The sequence below is a fragment of the Nocardia sp. NPDC005998 genome, from assembly GCF_040614395.1.
In the GTDB taxonomy this organism is placed as follows: Bacteria; Actinomycetota; Actinomycetes; order Mycobacteriales; family Mycobacteriaceae; genus Nocardia.
Genome location: NZ_JBEXUI010000006.1, coordinates 143784 through 161889, shown reverse-complemented (window position 1 = coordinate 161889; position 18106 = coordinate 143784). Strand labels below are relative to the sequence as shown.

At 66.7% G+C, this 18106-nt stretch carries 19 protein-coding genes; 9 read left to right on the top strand and 10 right to left on the bottom strand.

The window, feature by feature from the left end; genetic code table 11:
- Positions 1-55: 55 nt before the first annotated feature.
- Complete coding sequence (locus tag ABZ293_RS12150) at positions 56-1225, bottom strand: SMI1/KNR4 family protein (protein WP_355179817.1); 1170 nt, start codon at positions 1223-1225, stop codon at positions 56-58.
- A 374-nt stretch (positions 1226-1599) separates the two neighbouring features.
- Here ABZ293_RS12150 and ABZ293_RS12145 point away from each other — a divergent pair, with 374 nt between their 5' ends.
- Positions 1600-2685: a TIGR04222 domain-containing membrane protein gene (locus ABZ293_RS12145; protein ID WP_355179815.1), complete on the top strand. Its 1086-nt coding sequence runs from the start codon at positions 1600-1602 to the stop codon at positions 2683-2685.
- Between the two features lie 172 nt (positions 2686-2857).
- Here the strand turns inward: ABZ293_RS12145 and ABZ293_RS12140 are convergent, their stop codons facing one another.
- Positions 2858-3880 (bottom strand): WYL domain-containing protein, encoded by a 1023-nt coding sequence (locus tag ABZ293_RS12140; protein WP_355179813.1) that lies wholly within the window; start codon positions 3878-3880, stop codon positions 2858-2860.
- A 97-nt stretch (positions 3881-3977) separates the two neighbouring features.
- Here ABZ293_RS12140 and ABZ293_RS12135 point away from each other — a divergent pair, with 97 nt between their 5' ends.
- Positions 3978-5222 (top strand): FAD-dependent monooxygenase, encoded by a 1245-nt coding sequence (locus ABZ293_RS12135; protein WP_355179811.1) that lies wholly within the window; start codon positions 3978-3980, stop codon positions 5220-5222.
- A gap of 85 nt (positions 5223-5307) precedes the next feature.
- Here the strand turns inward: ABZ293_RS12135 and ABZ293_RS12130 are convergent, their stop codons facing one another.
- Together ABZ293_RS12130 and ABZ293_RS12125 are read right to left on the bottom strand one after the other, a co-directional pair.
- A complete protein-coding gene (locus ABZ293_RS12130; protein ID WP_355179809.1) occupies positions 5308-5673 on the bottom strand; it encodes a darcynin family protein in 366 nt (121 codons plus the stop codon).
- Between the two features lie 64 nt (positions 5674-5737).
- Positions 5738-6631, bottom strand: coding sequence for an NAD(P)H-binding protein (locus ABZ293_RS12125; RefSeq protein WP_355179807.1), 894 nt, complete (start codon positions 6629-6631; stop codon positions 5738-5740).
- Positions 6632-6736: 105 nt separating this feature from the next.
- Between ABZ293_RS12125 and ABZ293_RS12120 the strand changes: the two genes are divergently transcribed.
- Both ABZ293_RS12120 and ABZ293_RS12115 read left to right on the top strand, forming a co-directional pair.
- Positions 6737-7708, top strand: a complete 972-nt coding sequence (locus ABZ293_RS12120; protein ID WP_355179805.1) for a LysR family transcriptional regulator — start codon at positions 6737-6739, stop codon at positions 7706-7708.
- 208 nt (positions 7709-7916) lie between these two features.
- Entirely contained in the window at positions 7917-8534 is a 618-nt protein-coding gene (locus ABZ293_RS12115) for an NAD(P)-binding domain-containing protein (protein ID WP_355179803.1), read from the top strand.
- 295 nt (positions 8535-8829) lie between these two features.
- Here ABZ293_RS12115 and ABZ293_RS12110 read toward each other — a convergent pair whose 3' ends face one another.
- The gene (locus tag ABZ293_RS12110) at positions 8830-9660 is read right to left on the bottom strand and encodes an SDR family NAD(P)-dependent oxidoreductase (RefSeq protein ID WP_355180021.1); all 831 of its coding nucleotides are present in this window, start codon (positions 9658-9660) and stop codon (positions 8830-8832) included.
- A 244-nt stretch (positions 9661-9904) separates the two neighbouring features.
- Between ABZ293_RS12110 and ABZ293_RS12105 the strand changes: the two genes are divergently transcribed.
- The 4 genes from ABZ293_RS12105 to ABZ293_RS12090 all read left to right on the top strand — a co-directional run bounded on the left by ABZ293_RS12105 (position 9905) and on the right by ABZ293_RS12090 (position 13649).
- A complete protein-coding gene (locus ABZ293_RS12105) occupies positions 9905-11095 on the top strand; it encodes an FAD-dependent oxidoreductase (RefSeq protein ID WP_355180019.1) in 1191 nt (396 codons plus the stop codon).
- Positions 11092-12027 (top strand): RNA polymerase sigma factor SigJ, encoded by a 936-nt coding sequence (sigJ, locus tag ABZ293_RS12100; RefSeq protein ID WP_355179802.1) that lies wholly within the window; start codon positions 11092-11094, stop codon positions 12025-12027. Before ABZ293_RS12105 ends, sigJ begins: the two co-directional genes overlap by 4 nt.
- Positions 12028-12033: 6 nt before the next feature.
- Positions 12034-12576 carry a YceI family protein gene (locus ABZ293_RS12095; protein WP_355179800.1) on the top strand — a complete coding sequence of 181 codons (543 nt, stop codon included), beginning with the start codon at positions 12034-12036 and terminating at the stop codon, positions 12574-12576.
- 119 nt (positions 12577-12695) lie between these two features.
- Positions 12696-13649 carry an alpha/beta hydrolase gene (locus ABZ293_RS12090; protein WP_355179798.1) on the top strand — a complete coding sequence of 318 codons (954 nt, stop codon included), beginning with the start codon at positions 12696-12698 and terminating at the stop codon, positions 13647-13649.
- 182 nt (positions 13650-13831) lie between these two features.
- On the opposite strand, the gene ABZ293_RS12085 is transcribed toward ABZ293_RS12090, so the two are convergent.
- From ABZ293_RS12085 to ABZ293_RS12065, 5 genes are all read right to left on the bottom strand, one after another.
- Positions 13832-14041 (bottom strand): TOBE domain-containing protein, encoded by a 210-nt coding sequence (locus ABZ293_RS12085; RefSeq protein ID WP_355179796.1) that lies wholly within the window; start codon positions 14039-14041, stop codon positions 13832-13834.
- A 125-nt stretch (positions 14042-14166) separates the two neighbouring features.
- On the bottom strand, positions 14167-15216 hold the full coding sequence (locus tag ABZ293_RS12080) for an ABC transporter ATP-binding protein (protein ID WP_355179794.1): 1050 nt from the start codon (positions 15214-15216) through the stop codon (positions 14167-14169).
- The gene (gene modB / locus ABZ293_RS12075; RefSeq protein ID WP_355180017.1) at positions 15213-16025 is read right to left on the bottom strand and encodes a molybdate ABC transporter permease subunit; all 813 of its coding nucleotides are present in this window, start codon (positions 16023-16025) and stop codon (positions 15213-15215) included. Before modB ends, ABZ293_RS12080 begins: the two co-directional genes overlap by 4 nt.
- Positions 16025-16804 carry a molybdate ABC transporter substrate-binding protein gene (modA, locus tag ABZ293_RS12070; RefSeq protein ID WP_355179792.1) on the bottom strand — a complete coding sequence of 260 codons (780 nt, stop codon included), beginning with the start codon at positions 16802-16804 and terminating at the stop codon, positions 16025-16027. Before modA ends, modB begins: the two co-directional genes overlap by 1 nt.
- Before the next feature lie 11 nt (positions 16805-16815).
- Positions 16816-17214: a TOBE domain-containing protein gene (locus tag ABZ293_RS12065; RefSeq protein ID WP_355179790.1), complete on the bottom strand. Its 399-nt coding sequence runs from the start codon at positions 17212-17214 to the stop codon at positions 16816-16818.
- A gap of 229 nt (positions 17215-17443) precedes the next feature.
- Here ABZ293_RS12065 and ABZ293_RS12060 point away from each other — a divergent pair, with 229 nt between their 5' ends.
- Positions 17444-18043: a class I SAM-dependent methyltransferase gene (locus tag ABZ293_RS12060; RefSeq protein WP_355179788.1), complete on the top strand. Its 600-nt coding sequence runs from the start codon at positions 17444-17446 to the stop codon at positions 18041-18043.
- The last annotated feature ends 63 nt before the right edge of the window (positions 18044-18106 follow it).

Here is an 18106-nt window from a genome sequence, read left to right as displayed (position 1 = left end):
TGTCGCCCGGTCGCACGCAACCGATGAAGGAACCGATTCGGTCAGCCTCGCCGGGTCAGCGGCCGCTGCGTGGTTGACTCAACAGCGCGCGCCCGCGTTCCGGGGTGAGGCTGTACGCCAGCACCGGGTCGGCGAGCAACGCGACCGGGGCGATGTGATCTGGCGTGCGGGGCTGCCAATGCGCCATCGCGGCCTCGAGCGCATGCCACAGCGCCGCCGGGTCGGAGTGGTGTTGCGCGAGCGCCTTTCGTACCGCAGCGTCGAATGCTTGGTTGCCGTAGGAGAGCTGGTAGCCGGGCCGCTCTTCCCGGGCCCGGTGCCCGTCGATGGCACGTTTGATCTCGCCCTCGGGGTCGTCGACCATCTGGGCATGGTCGAGCGCGGAGGCATACCAGGGTTTTTTGTGTGCGTGTTGCAGGAACATGCATGGCACGAACTCGTCGGTGAACAGTGGACCGGTGAAGAATCCCTCCGGAACGGGTGCCAGCGGTAGCACACGCGAAAGGATCCGGGAGGCATCGTAGGGGGAAGAGGTGCTGAGGAACATCTGGAGCTGGGTTTGTAAGACCGTGGCGCGTGACTGGCCGAAATGCTGGGCTTTCTCCAGGGCCGCCATGGCTGTGTCGATGTCCCCGGAAAGGGCTTCGCCTCGTGCCTGTTCGGCCACCAGATCCCAGTTGTCACGGGTTTTGCCCGCCGGCTGACGTATTCGATGAAGGCTTTGGTACTTCGATTCCATGAGGGCGGTGAACGAGGGATACCGCTGCGGGAACTCCCCCCAGGCAAACACGCTGTAGGCGGCCCATTCACCGTTCTCGTCGCGGTCGGCCGGGTCGAGGAACAGGACTCCGACGTCGGCGTGCAGCGAGATCAGTAGTCCGCGGCTGAACGGGTTACCCGGCGCGTCGACTGGTGGCTCGGTGATCAGGTCGGCCCAGGACTCCCAGGTTGGTTCGAGGTCACGCAGCCATCCCAGATTGGTGGTGTCCCGCATCTTCCGCACGAATTCCCCGGCATGGCGCCATCCATCGGTGGTCAGCAGGAAGCTGCGATAGGAGGGTGGCAACCGCAGGCAGAGGCGCTGCTCGACCGCGGCGATGTCGGCCTCGGTGGCCGGGGCGTACCCGAGCCAGCGCTGCTGCACCACCTCGGGATCCAACTCATCAGGATCTCTGCTGGCGATCCATTCCTCGCTCCACAGCTCCAACCACGGTCTCCAGTTCATTCCATGAACGCTACGACCAGCCGCCGACAAGTTCGGCATGGGTGCAGGCCGAGATCGTGGTGAGGAGAGGTACTGGCCCTTCTTCGACATATCCGCAAATGCCGCTGAGCGAGCGATCAACCGGGCGGAGGTTGGCGAGCAGTAGCGCGGTCCGTGGTGGGATGCCGTGGACCACCCACGGACGAAGTGTTAGGAGTGCGGGGCGCTGCGTGCTCGGATGAGGTATCGCGGACGAAGTGTACTCGGCCCGCATCGAATCGAACCCTGTTGCGGCACAGGCGTGCCGGGAGGGGATTCCTGAGCGGGCCGGTCATTGGCGATCGCGCCGATGTGCCCCATAATTGGTTCACGGCCATATTCGGGGAGGGTTCGCCGTGACGGGTTTCGTTCTTATCGTCTTGTCCGCGCTGCCGGTTGGGGTGTCGGCGCTACTGCGAATCCCGTTGTGGGTGCGTTCGATCCCGGAATTGTCTGCCAGCGAGCTCGGCTACCTGCACCGCGGCGGGCGCGGCGCTGTCGTCACCGCGGTCAAGTCGCTGGATATGGACGACGTGATCGCGATGAACGCGCGCCGGAATTTCCAGCGGACCAGGAAAACGCTACCTTCGGACGCCGACGAGTTGGAGCGCGCCGTCTTCACCGATGTACGCGGCCCTGCACGGTTGTCCGAGCTGCCCGAAAGACGGTACATCCGAAGGGAGTTGGCGGCGACGCGGGACCGGCTCGCGCAGGCAGGCCTGATACCGCGTCTGTGGTGGCGTCGGACCATCGTGGTGGTCACGCTGATTCTGATTGTGGTGGCTGTGGCGGCGTATTGGGAGTCCGATGCCGTCACCTGGGGCAATCTGGCGGCGTTGGTTGCGGGGATTCTTGCCGCGCTCTGCCTGCTGCTATTCAGTCGGCGAACGATCGCGGGAGGGCGGTTGCTGCGCCGGGAGCGTCGCGAGAGCCGTCGTGCACTCGCCGACTGGGAGCCCGCGGAGCCTTCGCCCGCCGGTCCGGCCCCGGACGAGACGGACTCCGACGAGACGGACTCCGACGAGACGGACTCCGACGAGACGGACTCCGACGAGACGGACTCCGACGAGACGGACTCCGACGAGACGGACTCCGACGAGACGGACTCCGCGCAGGGAAAAGGGTTCTTTCGAAACCAGCACTCGCTGTTCAAGCGATTGGTAGCGCTGGGCATGACCGTGGACCTGACCGCGGTCACAGGAATCCCGGTGCCGAGCTATGGCGATCACGACGGCTCCGATTCGGACGGCTGGCATTGGGGTGGCCTGGCTATCTGGGGTTCATCGGACAGCGGTCACGGGCACGACGGCGCCGGTCACGGGCACTACGACAGTGGTCACGGGCACTACGGCGCTGGTCACGGGCACTTCGACAGTGGTCACGGGCACTACGACGGTGGTCACGGTGGAGGTGACATCGGTAGCGCTGGCGGTGGTTACTGACAGCGTTCCGGGGACGGTTGAGCCGTTGACTTTTCCGAGTTCGTTGCCGTGGAGGACACGGAGCCGTGGGAAAAAGCAGGCTGTGCTGCCCTCCTCCCGTGAGCATCGGACAGCAGGGCACATCACCATCGCGCGCGGAACGCTGGCGTCGATGCGTTTCGGAAACGCCCATTCAGCCTCGCGGATTTTCGTCCTCCGCTGGAATATCCGCGATAGCTCTCCAGCGATGCACGAGGCGGCCGCAGGCTTGGACCAGTTCTGGTGGTTGCACATCGGTGAGGTCGGTGTCGAAGGTGGCGAGGATTCCTGCGATGCCTGCCCAGGACCAAGCTCCGAGGGTGAGTCGGCAGTGGTGTGTGTCGAGGTATTCGACGACTGATCCGCCGGGTGCCCAGCGGGCGACCGTGTCGGCGGGCAGGTTCAGGCGTGCGGCTCCGGTGCATTGCCAGGTGGCGGGGGTGTCGCCTCGGTCGTGGCTGGTCATGACGAAGCGGGCGACGTCGCCGCCGGGGAGGTCTCGAGCAGCGAACGAGGTGCGGGTTGTCGTGCGGGGATGAAGGCGGTCGACACGGTGAACGCGCCAGGTGTCGTCTGCGAGGTGGTAGGCGACCACATACCACCGCCCGGCCCAGACGACCAGATGATGTGGTTCGACACGGAAACCCGGGGTGAAGTCGGCAGCACCAGGATCGGGGCGTGAGCCGTCGGCGCGCAGCATTTCGACGGTGAGCACATGTCGGTGACGTACCGCGCCCCCCACGGTTCTCAACGCGTTCGAATCGATCGGCGGGGCCGGGAACTCCCAGTAGTTCTGCAGACTGGTCAGCTGCATGGACTCCATGGACGCTCGCAGCCGCGCCGGCATGACCTGCTCGAGGGCGGCCAGTGCCCGCGCGGCGTCATCGCCGAGCCCGAACACGACGCTGGGGGCGATCTGCAGGGCCACCGCGACCGCGAGTGCCTGGTCGTCGTCGAACAGCAGCGGCGGAAGCGTGTGACCGGAGCCGAGCCGGTAGCCGCCTGCCGGGCCGTGCACGGTGGTGACCGGATAGTCGAGCTGTCGCAGCGTCTCGATGTCACGCCGGATGGTGCGTTCGCTGACGCCGAGCCGGGCGGCGAGCTCGCTGAGCGGCCACTGTCGGCGTGCTGCGAGCAGCGACAGCAATCGCAGTGCCCGCCGTGAAGTATCTGCCACCGTCACATCATCACCAGTAGAGGCCATTCGGTGTCCACTACCGGTGCCATTGTCGTCTGTGAGAGTTATCCGGCAGCAGTTGAGGAGTGGGAAGAATATGCGCGTCATCGTGGTCGGGGGTGGGATCGGTGGCCTCGCGCTAGGTGCTGGTCTGCGTCGTCGTGGATTCGAAGTGATGGTGTTCGACCGCGACACCGATGTGGCGGCGACCGGGGGCTACCACATCACGTTGGATGGGCGCGCGCAGTCGGCCCTGCGGGATCTGGTCGCACCGGAGATCATCGAACGGCTGCTGGCGTCGGCATCGGCGCTGCGGCTGCGGCACCGGGACGCGTTGTGGGATCGGCGTGGCCGACTGTTGGGACACGGACCGGACCTCAGTGGAGATCCCAGCGTGGACATCGACCGGATCACCTTGCGGACTCTGCTGGCCGAGGCGGTAGGCGACGATCTTCACCTGGGCCGGGCGGTCATCGGGATCGACCGCGCCGAGGACGGCACCCTCCGGGCGCTGTTCGCCGACACCGCACCAGTTCCGTGCGATCTGCTGGTGGGCGCGGACGGAACCCACTCTCTGGTCGCCCGTCACCTAGCCGGCGGCCCTACCAATGCGCCGGCGGGCATCATCGGCTTCTCCGGCAGAACCTGTCTCGACGCTCTGAGCCCACCCGAGCAACAACGGCTCGGCCCGCGATCGGGGCTGGCGATCGGCCCTCGGGGCGCGGCGCTCTACGTCGGTTTTCTCGACCCGGTGGGTAATGCCGTGCTCGACGCACCGGAACTGCGGATGGCGATCACGACCGGCCCCACCTACATCTGGGGCGCCATGTTCCCCGAATCCGCCGCCACCGACTCGCTGCGCGGTCTGCGCGGTTGCGAGCTGCAGGCCGCGCTGCGGGCCGGATTCCGCGATCGGGGATGGAGCGAACACACTCTCGAGGTGATCGCCCGTGCCGACCCGCACAGCGTGGCCGCATTCCGCTTCAATGCCGCCTCAACACGAGTGAGTGACCTCGCCCCCTGGCCCGCCGGTCCCATCACCGCACTCGGCGACGCCGTCCACGCGACCCCGCCGACCGCCGGCATGGGAGCCGCCGCCGCCATCCGCGACGCCGCAAGCCTGGTCGAGCACCTGCGTGAGGTCGCCGCCGGCACCACCACCCTCACCGTTGCCGTCAGCAAGTTCGAGGCGGACATGCGGGTACGCGGCAGCGAGGTCCTCACCTTGGCCATGAAAACCGTCCGGCGGATTCTGGCCACCGACACTCCACTCGGAGCGGCCGCGACCGCCGTGGCGACCCCCATTCTGGCTGCCGCCGGTCGTCTCGGCCGCCGACGCTGACGCAACGGTCCCGCGGGCACACTGGCGCGGCAGACAGGACCGTCGAGCCATGGCATGCAACTCTTTGTGCCGGAATCTCAGGGGTTCAAGTGGTGATGGTGGCGACGGGTTCGAGGCCGTAGGTTCGGGCGTAGCCGTTCTCGGTGCCGACGAGGAGGTCGATGACCTCGAAGTAGCGATCCCAGAACGGGGTTTCGCGCAGTGCGTCGATGAGGAGCTGATAGGCGTGGTGGTCTTCTGCTTCCCATACCCAGACGTCGGTGATGCGTGCGGAGTAGAACTCGGTGTCGTAGAAGCGTGACCGTACGCGGGTGGTCTTGGCCTCGATGGCGGGCAGGACCTGGGTGGTGAAGGCGTCCACACGTTCCTGGACGGTCAGAGCGAGCCACTCGGGTGTGGTCTTGACGAGCATGAACGCCGTGACCGGTGGTTCGGTTTTTTCAGCGGGCATCAGGGTTTCTCCAAAGATGTTGGTGCGCGGGGCATCATGGGTTCCGGGCGACGGATGGTGGGCCTCAGGAGCGGATAGCGGGCATGAGGGTGTGGGCGCACCACTGCTCGAAACTGGTGGGGGACGCGGTGTCCGGGGTGCGGGCGACTCCGGCGTCGAGGCCCTGGTCCTTGGCCCGCTTCATGTCGACGACACCCTGGACGAACGCCTCGTTGAGGCCATAGCCGACGAGGGTGGTGTACAGCTCGTCGAGCGGCTGGCGTTCGTAGCGGACGGGGCGGCCGAGCTGTTCGGTCATGATGCGGGCCAGGTCGTTGGGGGACAGGTCTTGCGGCCCGAGGATGGGGACGCTGTCGGTGCCGGTCCACGAGCGGTCCAGCAGCAGGCCGGCGGCGACGGCCGCGATATCGGCGACAGCGACGAGGGGGGCTTTGCGGTCGGCGGCAACGACGTCGGTGAACACGCCCTTGTCGCGGATCGAGTCGGACTCCTCCAGCAGGTTCTCGAAGAAGGACGGGTTGGCCAGGGCCCGGTAGGCGACGCCAGCGCGGGCGATGAGGTCGTCCATGGCGAGGGAGGCGGTGACCAGGCCGGCGCGGTCGGCGAGCGGGGTACCGCGGCCGAGCGCGGAGACCCCGACGACATGGCCGACGCCGTGGGCGGCGAGCGCCTGCACGGCGGGGCGGGTGAAGCCGCTGTAGCCGTCGTGCGGGGTCTGGGAGGCGTCCGGGGGGACGAGCCAGAAGACGGCGTCCGCGCCCTCGAAGGCCCGGTCGAGGACCCCGGCGTCGGCGTGCGAGCCGGTGATCACCTCGACGCGTCCGCGCGCCGCGTCCGGGAGCCGCGCGGGATCGCGCACGATCACCCGCAGTTCCTCACCCGCGGCGGGGGCGGACTCCAGGAGCCGGGCGAGCAGGGGACGGCCGATGTTCCCGGTAGGAGCAGTGATAACGATCATGAAAGCCTCGCAGGTCTGTTGGATCGGTACACCCGTCATCCTGCGGAGGACCAAGCGTTGCCACAATGGGAACTTCAGCACGGAATCATTGACTGAAATGGAATAATGCTGGTGAACAGCCCGGATCCGGTCATCGACGCCAATCTCGCCATCGCGCTGGACGCCCTGCTGGCCGAGCACAGCGTCACCCGCGCCGCCGCCCGACTGCATACGTCACCCGCCGCCATGAGCCGCACCCTCGCTCGCCTGCGCCGCATCCTCCAAGACCCCCTCCTGGTCCGGGCCGGACAGACCATGGTCCCCACCCCGCGTGCCGAGGCCCTGCGCGACGAAGCCGCCGCGGTGGTACGCAGCCTCGGAGCACTGCTCAGCCCCGGCACGGGCGTCGACCCCGCCGACCTGAGCAGGACCTTCACCCTCCAGGCCGCCGACCTGGTCGGCGCCGCACTGGCCTCCCGACTGCTGCAACTGGCCCAGCAGGAGGCGCCGGGGGTCTCGTTCTGGCTCCGGGCCGAGGAGTTGGAGGCCGGATCTGCACTCCGCGACGGCCGGATCGATCTGGAGATCGGATCCATCGACCACGTAGATCCCGAAACCCAGGTCGAAGAACTGGTCAGTCTGCGCATGGTGGCGGCGGTCCGGCCCGGCCACCATCTCACCGAAGCACCCTTGACCCCCGCCCGGCTCGCTGCCGCCCAACACGTCGCGGTCAGCCGTCGCGGCCGGTTCGCCGGCCCGCTCGACACCGCGCTGGCCGAGCAGAACCTCCAACGGCGGGTCAGCGTCGTCCTCCCCAGCCACCTGGCCGCCATGACCCTCGCCGCCCGCAGCGACATCGTCTGCCTCGTACCTGCCGCACTCCCCGGTGCCGACCCGTCGCCCCTCACCGACGACGCGACCACCCTCGGACTGCACCTCCTCGACATCCCCCTGGCACTGCCGCCCCTGACCATCAGCATGGCCTGGCACCCCCGACACACAGCCGACGGAGCCCACCGCTGGCTCCGCAACGCCATCCGCCGGACCCTCCGCACGCCCAGGAGCCCGACCACATCATCCGACACGCGAGAGCCCTGATCATGCTGTCCGCGAATCTATTCCGGTACGGCGGCCTGGACTGCGAAGCCTGCGAAGGAGCCGCCGGATGATGGCTATCCAGTCGGCGCCCTCCGCCGACTGCCCCGGCCGTTCATCGGCATTCCTTCTGACGATCAGCTCGAACTGTGATGGTCCGATTGGATGAAAACCCACCGCGCGTGGCCTGACACGATCGAGGATGAGCACCATGACCACACACAGCACCATCGGCATTCTCGGAGCGGGAAATATCGGCCAGGCGGTCGCTGACAAGGCCGTCCGTCATGGCCATGAGGTACTCATCGGCAACAGCCGGGGCCCGGAGACGCTGCAGGCCGTCGTGGAGCAGTTGGGGCCGAAGGCCCGCGCGGTGACGGCCGAGGAGGCGGCGCAGCCGGATCTCGTATTCCTCGCGGTGCCGTTCTTCGTCGTGCCGGATCTGACCGGCCTCACCGACTGGTCCGGGAAGATCGTCGTCGACGCGACGAATCAGTTCGCCACGGCGAACCCCGCGGAGGGTCGCTACGACGTCGGTGATCTCACGGGCAGCGAGTGGGTCGCCGGGCACCTTGCGGGCGCGCGGATCGTGAAGGCATTCAACACCGTGTTCGCCGCGTTCATCGCCGCGGACCCCCAGCACGCCGATGGCCGGCAGGTGATCTTCTACGCGGGCGACGATGCCGATGCGAAAGCCGACGTGGCCGGCTTGCTGGACGAGTTCGGATTCGCCGCGCTGGACCTCGGTGGTCTGCGTGCGGGCGGACAGCTGATGCAGCTGGGCGGTCCGCTCAACGGGCGGCACCTACTGCTCCAGGACGTCGGCTGACGCCCTGGTCATCCCAGTCGACTGAGCCCGTCCTCCGGCCACACCACACCCTGACGGCCGCACCGTCTTCCGCGATCCGGTGGTGGTTCTGACGCAAACCGGTGTTTGCGCCAGAACCGGGGAACCGACCGCTTTGGAGCCGGTTTACCGTGGGCCACAAGGCAAGTCGGCGGCAACCGACCTGCCGGGATTCCTGGTATCCGGATGTCGTCGCCGACGGGCCTCGGGGCAACTGGTGAGTGGAGCAGGATCGAGATCCGGTGGGCCAGAAGCCTTCCCGCGGGGCGGTCGCCGATCAGACAGCGGCAGTGTGGCCGTCCGCCTTCGCCGAGAAGTCTTGCCAGTCGGCCCAGGTCTGTAGCCGGTCGGCGTAGACCTGCGAAATGACCTGGTTGCCTTGCGAGCCGAAGAACACTCGCAGGGGCGGGTTGGCGGAGTCGACGAGTTCGACGAGCGCTCGGCCGGCCGCAGCCGGGTCGGCGGGCTGGAGCGACTGCGCGTAGGCGGCGAAGGCTTCGCGCATATCGGCGTAAAGAGGGTTGATCTCGGCGTGGACGCCGCCTGCCGCACCCTCGGTGGCGTAGGAGCCGGGCTCGACCACGGTCACTTTGATGCCGAAGCCGGCGACCTCTTGGGCGAGGGATTCGCTCAGACCTTCTAGGGCCCACTTGGCGGCGTGGTACGCACTGGCCAGCGGGAACGCGGCCACACCGCCGACCGAGGAAATCTGGATGATGTGCCCGCTACCGTTGTCACGCAACTGCGGCAGCGCGGCCTGCACGACCCACACCGCGCCGAACAGATTGGTTTCCAACTGATCTCGAAGTTGCTGCTCGGTCAGCTCTTCGACAGCTCCGAGCAGGCCATAGCCCGCATTGTTCACGACGACGTCGAGACGGCCGAAGTGCTCTTTGGCGTGCTTTACAGTCGCGAAGACCCCATCCCTATCGGTCACGTCCAGGTCCAGCGGAAGGATCGCATCGCCGTAGGTAGTGACCAGTTCTGCGAGGCTTTTGGAATTCCGGGCAGTCGCGGCCACCTTATCGCCCTTGGCCAGTGCGGCCTCGACGAAGTTTCGGCCGAGGCCACGGGAGGAACCGGTCACGAACCAGACCTTGCTCATGATGTCTTTCCGTTCTGTCTGCATTGGCGAATGCGGCGGGGAGGGTCGTCCTCGCTGCCGATGTTCCGTGCTGCCGCACCGAACGAGCACAAGACGCCGGTAAACCCCATCCCTGTGACGGCACGACAGCGTGACGTGCATCACCTGCACGGGCCCCTTGAAGGATCGACAAGTGAGCCGCATTGGCGTCATGGGTGACCTGCGTCACGTGTTGTTATGTCTTGGTGGCGGGCGGTGTCACGAGGGCATGAACGAGCACAACAGCACCTGCACCAAGGTCGTCGTGATCGGCGGCGGCTACGCCGGGACCGTTGCGGCCAACCGTCTGCAACAACGCGACGATGTCGAGATCACCCTGGTCAACTCCCGCCCGCAGTTCGTCCAACGCCTGCGGCTGCACCAGTTCGTGGCCGACACCGGCGAGGCCACCGCCGACTACGGCGAACTGCTCGGTGACGACGTGCGGTTGGTCGTCGATGACGCCGTCCGCATCGATATCGCCGCGCGGACCGTGGAGTTGGCGTCGGGCCGCGCCCTGGACTACGACTATGTCGTCTACGCGGTCGGCAGCACCGCGGCGATACCGGTATCGGTACCCGGAGCAGCCGAATTCGCCTACCCCATAGCGGAATTGGAGCACGCTCAGCGGCTGCGTGCCGTCATCGGCGAGTTGCCGTCGAACGCTGCGGTCACTGTCGTCGGTGCCGGGCTCACCGGGATCGAAACAGCCGCCGAGCTGGTCGAACAGGGTCACGCGGTCACGCTGGTCTCCGGGGATGGATTGGCTCCGACGTTCTCGGACCGAGGGCGGCGGTTGGTGGCCAAGTGGATGGTCAGAAATGGAGTCGAGGTGCTCGACAACATGCGCGTGGCCGAGGTGCGGCGAGATGGGGTGATACTGGCCGACGGGAGTGTGGTGCCAAGTGCGGTCACCGTCTGGACCGCCGGTTTCGGTGTGCCGGACCTGGCCGCGCGCAGCGGCCTGCAGACCGACGCGCTTGGTCGGCTCGTCACCGACGAGACGCTGACCAGCATCGACAGCGACCGCATTGTCGCGGCCGGTGACGCGGCCGCGCCGTCGAGGCGGCCGCTGCGGATGAGCTGCCAGGCCGCTGGACCTCTCGGCGCTCACGCCGCCGACACCGTGCTGGCTCGAATCGCCGGTGCTGAGCCCGCGGTGCTGGACATGGCCTTCCTGGGATCCAATGTCAGCCTGGGCCGCCGGGCCGGGATCGTGCAGCTCAGCCACAAGGACGACACACCCATGAACGCCTATATCGGCGGCCGCATCGGCGCGCCGATCAAAGAAACGGCCACCAAGTGGACGCTGTGGGGAATCCGGTGGGAAGCGCGCAAGCCCGGCGCGTTGTTCTGGGCCAAGGGCGGCAGAGGGTCGGAGCAGCCGGTGGTGGCCGCCGAGATGGTGGCAAACCCGTGAGTTCCATCGACGAGCATGCCGAGCGGTTCACCCTGTTGCGGCCGCTGCTGTTCACGATCGCCTACGAAATCCTCGGCTCCGCAACCGAATCCGACGATGTGCTGCAGGACAGCTACCTGCGCTGGGCCCAGGTAGACCTCACCACCGTGCGGGACACGAAATCGTATCTGGCGCAACTGGTTACCCGTCAGGCACTGAACGCGCTGCGGGCCAATGCCCGGCGTCGCGAGGACTACTTCGGCCCGTGGCTGCCCGAGCCGTTGCTGTTGACCGAACACGATGCCGCGGCCGATATGGTGCTTGCCGAATCGGTATCGATGGGGATGCTCGTACTGCTGGAAACGCTGACCCCCGATGAACGCGCGGTGTTCGTCCTGCGCGAGGTATTCGGCTTCGACTATGACGACATCGCCACGGCGGTAGGCAAATCCGTGACGGCGGTGCGCCAGATGGCGTACCGGGCCCGCGAGTACGTACAGGCGCGGCGCAACCGGTTCGGGCCCATCGACACCGCGCGCACCGCCGAGCTCACCGAACGGTTCATGACGGCGGTGACCACCGGTGATATGGCGGGCCTGATGTCGATGCTCGCACCGAATGTCACCTGGACCACCGATAGCGGCGGCAAAGCCACTGCGGCGGGCCAGCTGGTGATGACGGGTGCGGAGCAGGTGGCCTCGATTCTCATCGCGCTGTTCGGCCCGATACAGCGCAGGCCGGACATGCGGATCGAGCCGGTGAACTGCAACAGCGAGCCCGCTGTTGCCATCTACACCGGCGAGCACCTCGAAGGCGTCGTCTTACTCGAAATCGTTGACGGCAGGGTCGGCAACGGCTATGGCATCCGCAATCCCGACAAACTCGCCGCCCTCGCAATCGCGCGCACCATCTCTCGCGACACCCACGAAAATCCGATAGCTCACCAGGAGTGACAGACCATGTCAACCACGATCGAACTCAGCGAACTGACCGGCGACTACGTCCTCGATACCAGCCACACGCGGATCGGGTTCATTGCCCGGCACACAATGTCCACCAGGGTGCGCGGGAGGTTCGGTGCGTTCGAGGGGAGCGCGCACCTGGACGTCGCCGAACCCTCGAAATCGAGCGCCCAGCTCACGATCCAGGCGAAGAGCATCGACACCGACAACTCGCAGCGCGACGATCTACTGGGCAAAAAGTTCTTGGGCGTCGACGAGCACCCGACGATCACCTACACCCTGACCCGGGTGGAGCGGTTCAGCTCGACCAATATCACGGTCACCGGTGATCTGACCATGCGCGGTGCCACCAGGCCGGTCACCGTGGACTTCGAACTGACCGGCACGGACATCGACGAGCAGGGCGCCCTCCGAGCCGGCTTCACGGGCAGCGTCACGATCAACCGCAAGGACTGGGGCGTGCACTGGAAGGCGGCCCTGGGCATGGTCAGCCCGAAGGTCACCCTCGAGTTCGACGTTGCCGCGATCCGGCAGTCCTGACCGACGGCGTTCCTGGGTGTGACACACGGCATTGCCGCAACCCGTCACGAACGAGCTGCCCGGCTCGTCCAGGACACGAGCCCGCTACTGCGGGAACGCTTATGCGAAAGGAGAATCGAATGGCGAACGACAGGACGTTACGCCGACACCGGTGGTCGCGAGCGCTGTCCACGATCGTCGCTTTGCTGTCCGTCAGCGTGGCGATGCCGTCGGCGGCATCGCATGCGGACAGCTCGGTGGATCGCGGCGTGCAGTCGCCGACACTCGATGACGGGCAGTTCGTCGACACCGCGGTGGCGCGCTTTCACTATCTGAAGGCGGGCGAGGGACCGCCCATCGTGCTGCTGCCGGGTGGCACACTCTGGTCGTACACCTACCGCGACATCATTGCCGCGCTTGCCACGGATCACACCGTCTATGCGGTCGACCTGCCGGGTTCGGGCTGCACCACGCTGCACGATCCGGATTTCGGATACGACGTGCGGGCGATGGCGGAGTCCTTGCGGCAGTTCATCTCTGCGATCGGTCTCGCCCGTGTCTCCGTGCTGGCGCATTCCCTGAGTGGTTCTGTCGCGGTGGATTTCGCTGCGCGATATCCCTCGGAGGTGGATCAACTGGTGCTCATCTCACCACTGGTTCTGGATACCGAGCTCAATGTGAACATGCGGCTGATGCGAACGCCTGGCCTGGGTGAACTGGCCACGCGGGTGATGACCGAGGACATCTATGCGGCCGGATTGCGCGGAGCATACGCACACCCCGAGACGTTGACGAAGGAACTCGCGGACACGTACTGGATCCCGCAGAGCCATGCGGACAACCGCACCGCGATGTGGAAGCAGCCACGCAATCTCGATCTGGCCGAGGTGCAACGAGAGGCGGGCACGATCAGGGCACGGACGCTGATCCTCTGGGGAGAACTGGATAGTGTCGTGAGCCCCTCGCAAGCGCAGCCGCTCGCACAACTGATCCCCAGGGCGACGCTGCGAATGCTCGCAGGCGCGGGCCACAACGCCCATGAGGATGATCCTGCCGCCGTCGATGCGGAGCTCACCGCATTCCTCGACCACTGATGATCCAGCCGCCGTCGAAGCCGAATCTTCCTGTCAGGTACGGGCTGTCGGACTCGGTTACTGGCATCGGGGCTGCTCCGCCGGTGCGGGTGTGCTGCAAAGACGGGCGCGATGGGATGGTGCGGAGGATGGTCGATCCCCCGGGGCCGGCCGTCCGGTCGAGACCGGGCGGCCGGATGGAGCTAGTCGATGCCGAGGGTGACTTCGGTCGATTTGATCAGGACTTTGACGGGGGTGCCGTCGGTGAGTGCGAGGTCGTCGGCGGCATCGCGGGTGATGGAGGAGGTGATTTCATCGCCTCCGGTGAGTCGGACTCGTACGACAGCCATCGCTTCACCGCGGGTGACCGAGATGACGGTGCCGTCGAGTTGATTGCGGGTGCTCAGTCGCATGGCAGTCAGTCTAGGCAGCGGTGTGTCCAATGAGTGGGATGCGCGGCGGATCCGTGACCTGGGGCGATTCCGACAGACGTCGCGGACGTAGCGCTTGTCGGTCGAGACCTTCTCGACGCAGGCGTTCACGCCGGGTAGACGTGGACTTCGGTGGCCTTGACCGCGGCCCACAATGGTGCGCCGTTCTGCAGGCGCAGATCGGCGACGGTTGCGGGGGTGACGTCGGCGAGGACCGATGGGCTGCCGTCCAAGCGGACTCGGGTGGTGTGGGCGTGCTGTTCGAGCCCGATTATGGTGACCGGCCAGGTGTTTCGCGGGCTGCCCGCGGGTTGTTCGGGGTGCAGGCTCACCGCGTTGGGCGGGAACGCGACATGCACTGCGCCCTGGGCCGGCTCGGCCACGGTGAGTGTTCCGCCGTCGTCGAGGTCGACGGTATTGCCGTGGGCGGTGCCGCGATAGAGGTTGAGGCCCACCAGGTTTGCGACATAGTCGGAGCGAGGTCTGCGCGCCACTTCGCTGGGTGGTCCTTCTTGGATGACATTGCCGTCTTCGAGGATGACCAGGCGGTCGGCGAGCACCATGGCGTCGAGCGGATCGTGGGTGACCAGCACCGTATGCCCGGTGTAGTCGGCGAGGTGGTGGGCGAGGTCGGAGCGAACCTGTAAACGGGTGCTCGCATCCAACGCGGCCAGCGGTTCGTCGAGCAGCAGCAGCTGCGGATCGGTCGCCAGCGCGCGGGCCAGGGCAACGCGCTGCGCCTGGCCGCCGGACAGCGCGCGGGGTTTGGCGTGTCGGTGTTCGGCGAGGCCGACCCGGTCGAGCCAATATTCGGCGCGGTCGCGGGCCGCGCGGCGGTGCTGTCCGCGGGCACGCAGCCCGAAGGCGACGTTGTCCTGGGCGGACATGTGCGCGAACAGCAGGTAGTCCTGGAATACGACGCCGACCGCGCGGCGCTCGGCGGGGGTGAACAGCTTCGGCGGTGCGTCCCAGGTGTTTTCGTCGAGCCGGATGCGCCCGCCGGTGAGTGGGGTGAGTCCGGCCAGCGCCCGCAGTGCGGTGGTCTTGCCCGCCCCATTGGGTCCGAGCAGTGCGACGACTTCTCCGGCTGCCACGGTGACGTTGATGTCGAGTTCGAATCTGCCTCGGGTGATGCGTATTTCGGCGTCGAGGGTCATATCGCGCCTCGGGTCCACCGGTCCCGCAGCGCCGCGAGTACGGCCACCGAGACGAACAGCAGTACCAGGCTGAGCACGATCGCGTCCTCGGGATCGGTTTCCAGGGCCAGGTATACCGCCAGCGGCATGGTCGTGGTCTTGCCGGGGAAATTGCCCGCAAAGGTGATGGTGGCGCCGAATTCGCCGAGTGCGCGGGCCCAGCACAGCACCGCGCCCGCGATCACGCCCGGCATGACCGAGGGCATGGTGACCCGTCGGAAGGTCAGCCAGCGCGATGCACCGAGGGTCGCGGCGGCTTCTTCGTAGCGGGGATCGGCTCCGCGCAGTGCGCCTTCGACGGAGATGACCAGGAACGGCATCGCCACGAACGCCTCGGCGACCACGACCCCGGCGGTGGTGAAAGGCAGTGAAACACCGAACCATTCGTTCAAATGGCGGCCGATGATGCCGCGCCTGCCCAATACCAGCAGCAATGCGACCCCGCCGACGACCGGCGGCAGTACCAGCGGGACGGTCACCAGCGCTCGGACGAATCCGAGTCCCGGTACCTCGCCGCGTGCGAGCAGCCATGCCAGCGGGATACCGAATACCAGGCACACGACAGTCGCCAGGCTCGCGCATACCAGCGATAGGCGCAGTGCCCGGCCGACTTCGGCGCTGAACAAGCGGTCGGGCATGCCGTGCCAGGGCGCGCGCAGCAGCAGTCCGACCAGCGGCAACAATAGGAACGCCAAGCCGCAGACGGCGGGCAGCACGAGGATGAGCGGTCGCCGCCCGCGTGCTGCCTGCCGTCGCGCCGACGTCCGGATCACGGCTTGTCGAATCCCGCCTTGGTGAATACCGCGCGGGCCTGGTCGGACTCGATGAACGTGACAAATGCCGCGGCGGCAGCGGAGTTGGGTGCCTTGGCCAGTGCTGCGACCGGGTAGTCGTTGATCGCCTTATCGGCCTCGGGGAAGTCGATGCCCTCCACCTTGTCGCCCGCGGCCTGCACATCGGTGCGGTAGACCAGCGCAGCGTCCACCTCGCCGAGGGTCACCTTCGTCAGCACCGCTTTGACGTCGGCCTCGCGGGTGTCGGGCTGCGGGTTGACACCCGCGGCCTCGAATACGGTCTTGGCGGCGGCGCCGCACGGCACCTGCTCGGCGCACAGCGCGATCTTCGGTTCGGTCTTGCCGAAGTCGGCGAGTCCGGTGATATGGCCGGGATTGCCCTTGGGGACCGCGATTTCGAGGCGGTTGCGCACGAAGGTCACCGGCTTGCCGGTGATATCGCCCGCGTCGACGACCTGCTGCATGTTCTTCGGAGCCGCCGAGGCGAATACATCGACGGGGGCACCCTGCTTGATCTGTTCCGCCAGTGCCGAACTCGCGCCGAAGCTGTAGACAACCTTGGTGCCGGGGTGTGCGGCCTCGAATTGCTTGCCCAGTTCGGTGAACGTCTCGGTCAACGATGCGGCCGCGAATACCGTCACCGTTCCGGAGATCTTGTCGGTGGGGGCCGGGTCGGCCGATTTGTCCGATCCACAGCCGACCAGTGTCAAGGCGACGGCGCCGGTCAGGGCAACCGCACTCAGCGAACGAATCATCCTCATCCTCATCAACTTTCCGGGATTTCTACAACAACGTGGGTGGACTTGACCGACGCGACCGCCACGCTGCCGACCTCGAGGCCGAGTTCGTCGACCGATTCCCGGCTCAGCAGGGACACCAGCTTGAAGGGCCCGGCCTGCATCTCGACCTGGGCCATCACCGTGTCCTTCACGATTCGCGTCACGATTCCGCGCATCCGGTTCCGCGCGGAAACGGCCACCGTGGCACCGGGCTCCGGCGCGTCGGCGTTGGCCTGTAGAAATTCCGCCAGCTCACGGCCGCTCACGCCCTTGCGGCCGCTGTCCAGCTGGATCGCGTTCAGTCGCCCCTGATCGATATACCGCCGCACGGTGTCATCGCTGACACCCATCAAAGCAGCAACCTCGCTGATCCGCAGATTCGACACGAGTGGGAGCATATTGCCGTATCCACGGAATGTATAGCCGAATGCAGGCGCGCCAGCGGATCGTTATGGATACCGCCGCGGCGGCTGCGAGCCGCGAGAGTTATTCGAAACATGACGTCACACGGCGGCGAAACGGCAGGTGCGACCACGGCCCCGCATGGACCCGCTCCCGCTCATCCCGTACCATCCGGCGCGGCAGCCGATCTCCAACAGTCCGCAAAGGAATCTATTGGGAACCAGCCTGGTCTACCGCAACGCAACCGTCTACCAACTGCTCATGCGGGGGCTGTACGGGCGGCACTATCAGGCCCGGTTTCGCGCGATCGCGGAGCTGATCCCCCAGGGCGCCGATGTCGTCGACGTGTGCTGTGGTCCGGCGACGCTCTATACCCGCTACCTGCGCGGGCGGGCGGGCACTTATATCGGCCTGGATCTGAACAGCCGGTTCATCGCTCGTCTCAACGACGCGGGCGGGCACGGCACGGTGTGGAACGTGCACTCCGACGACCCGTTTCCGGAGGCCGACTATCTGGTGATGCAGGCGAGCATGTACCAGTTCCTGCCCGAGCCGGTTCCCGTCCTCGACCGGATGCTGGCGGCCGCGCACAAGCACGTCATCATCGCCGAACCGATCCGGAACCTGGCGTCCAGCAGCAACCGCGTAGTGGCCGCGATCGCTCGCCGCTACACCGACGCCGGTGAGGGGGCGCAAAGCCATCGCTTTACCGAGCAGACATTGGATCAGCTGTTCGGTCCATATGAATCTCGTATCCTGCACCGGTCGTTGATCGCCGGTGGCCGTGAGAAATTGTTCGTGCTCGCGGCATGAGGGCATCGAATACGGGCATGCCGAGGAGGGTGTGGAACTCGTGACGGACAGTGCAGTGTCGAA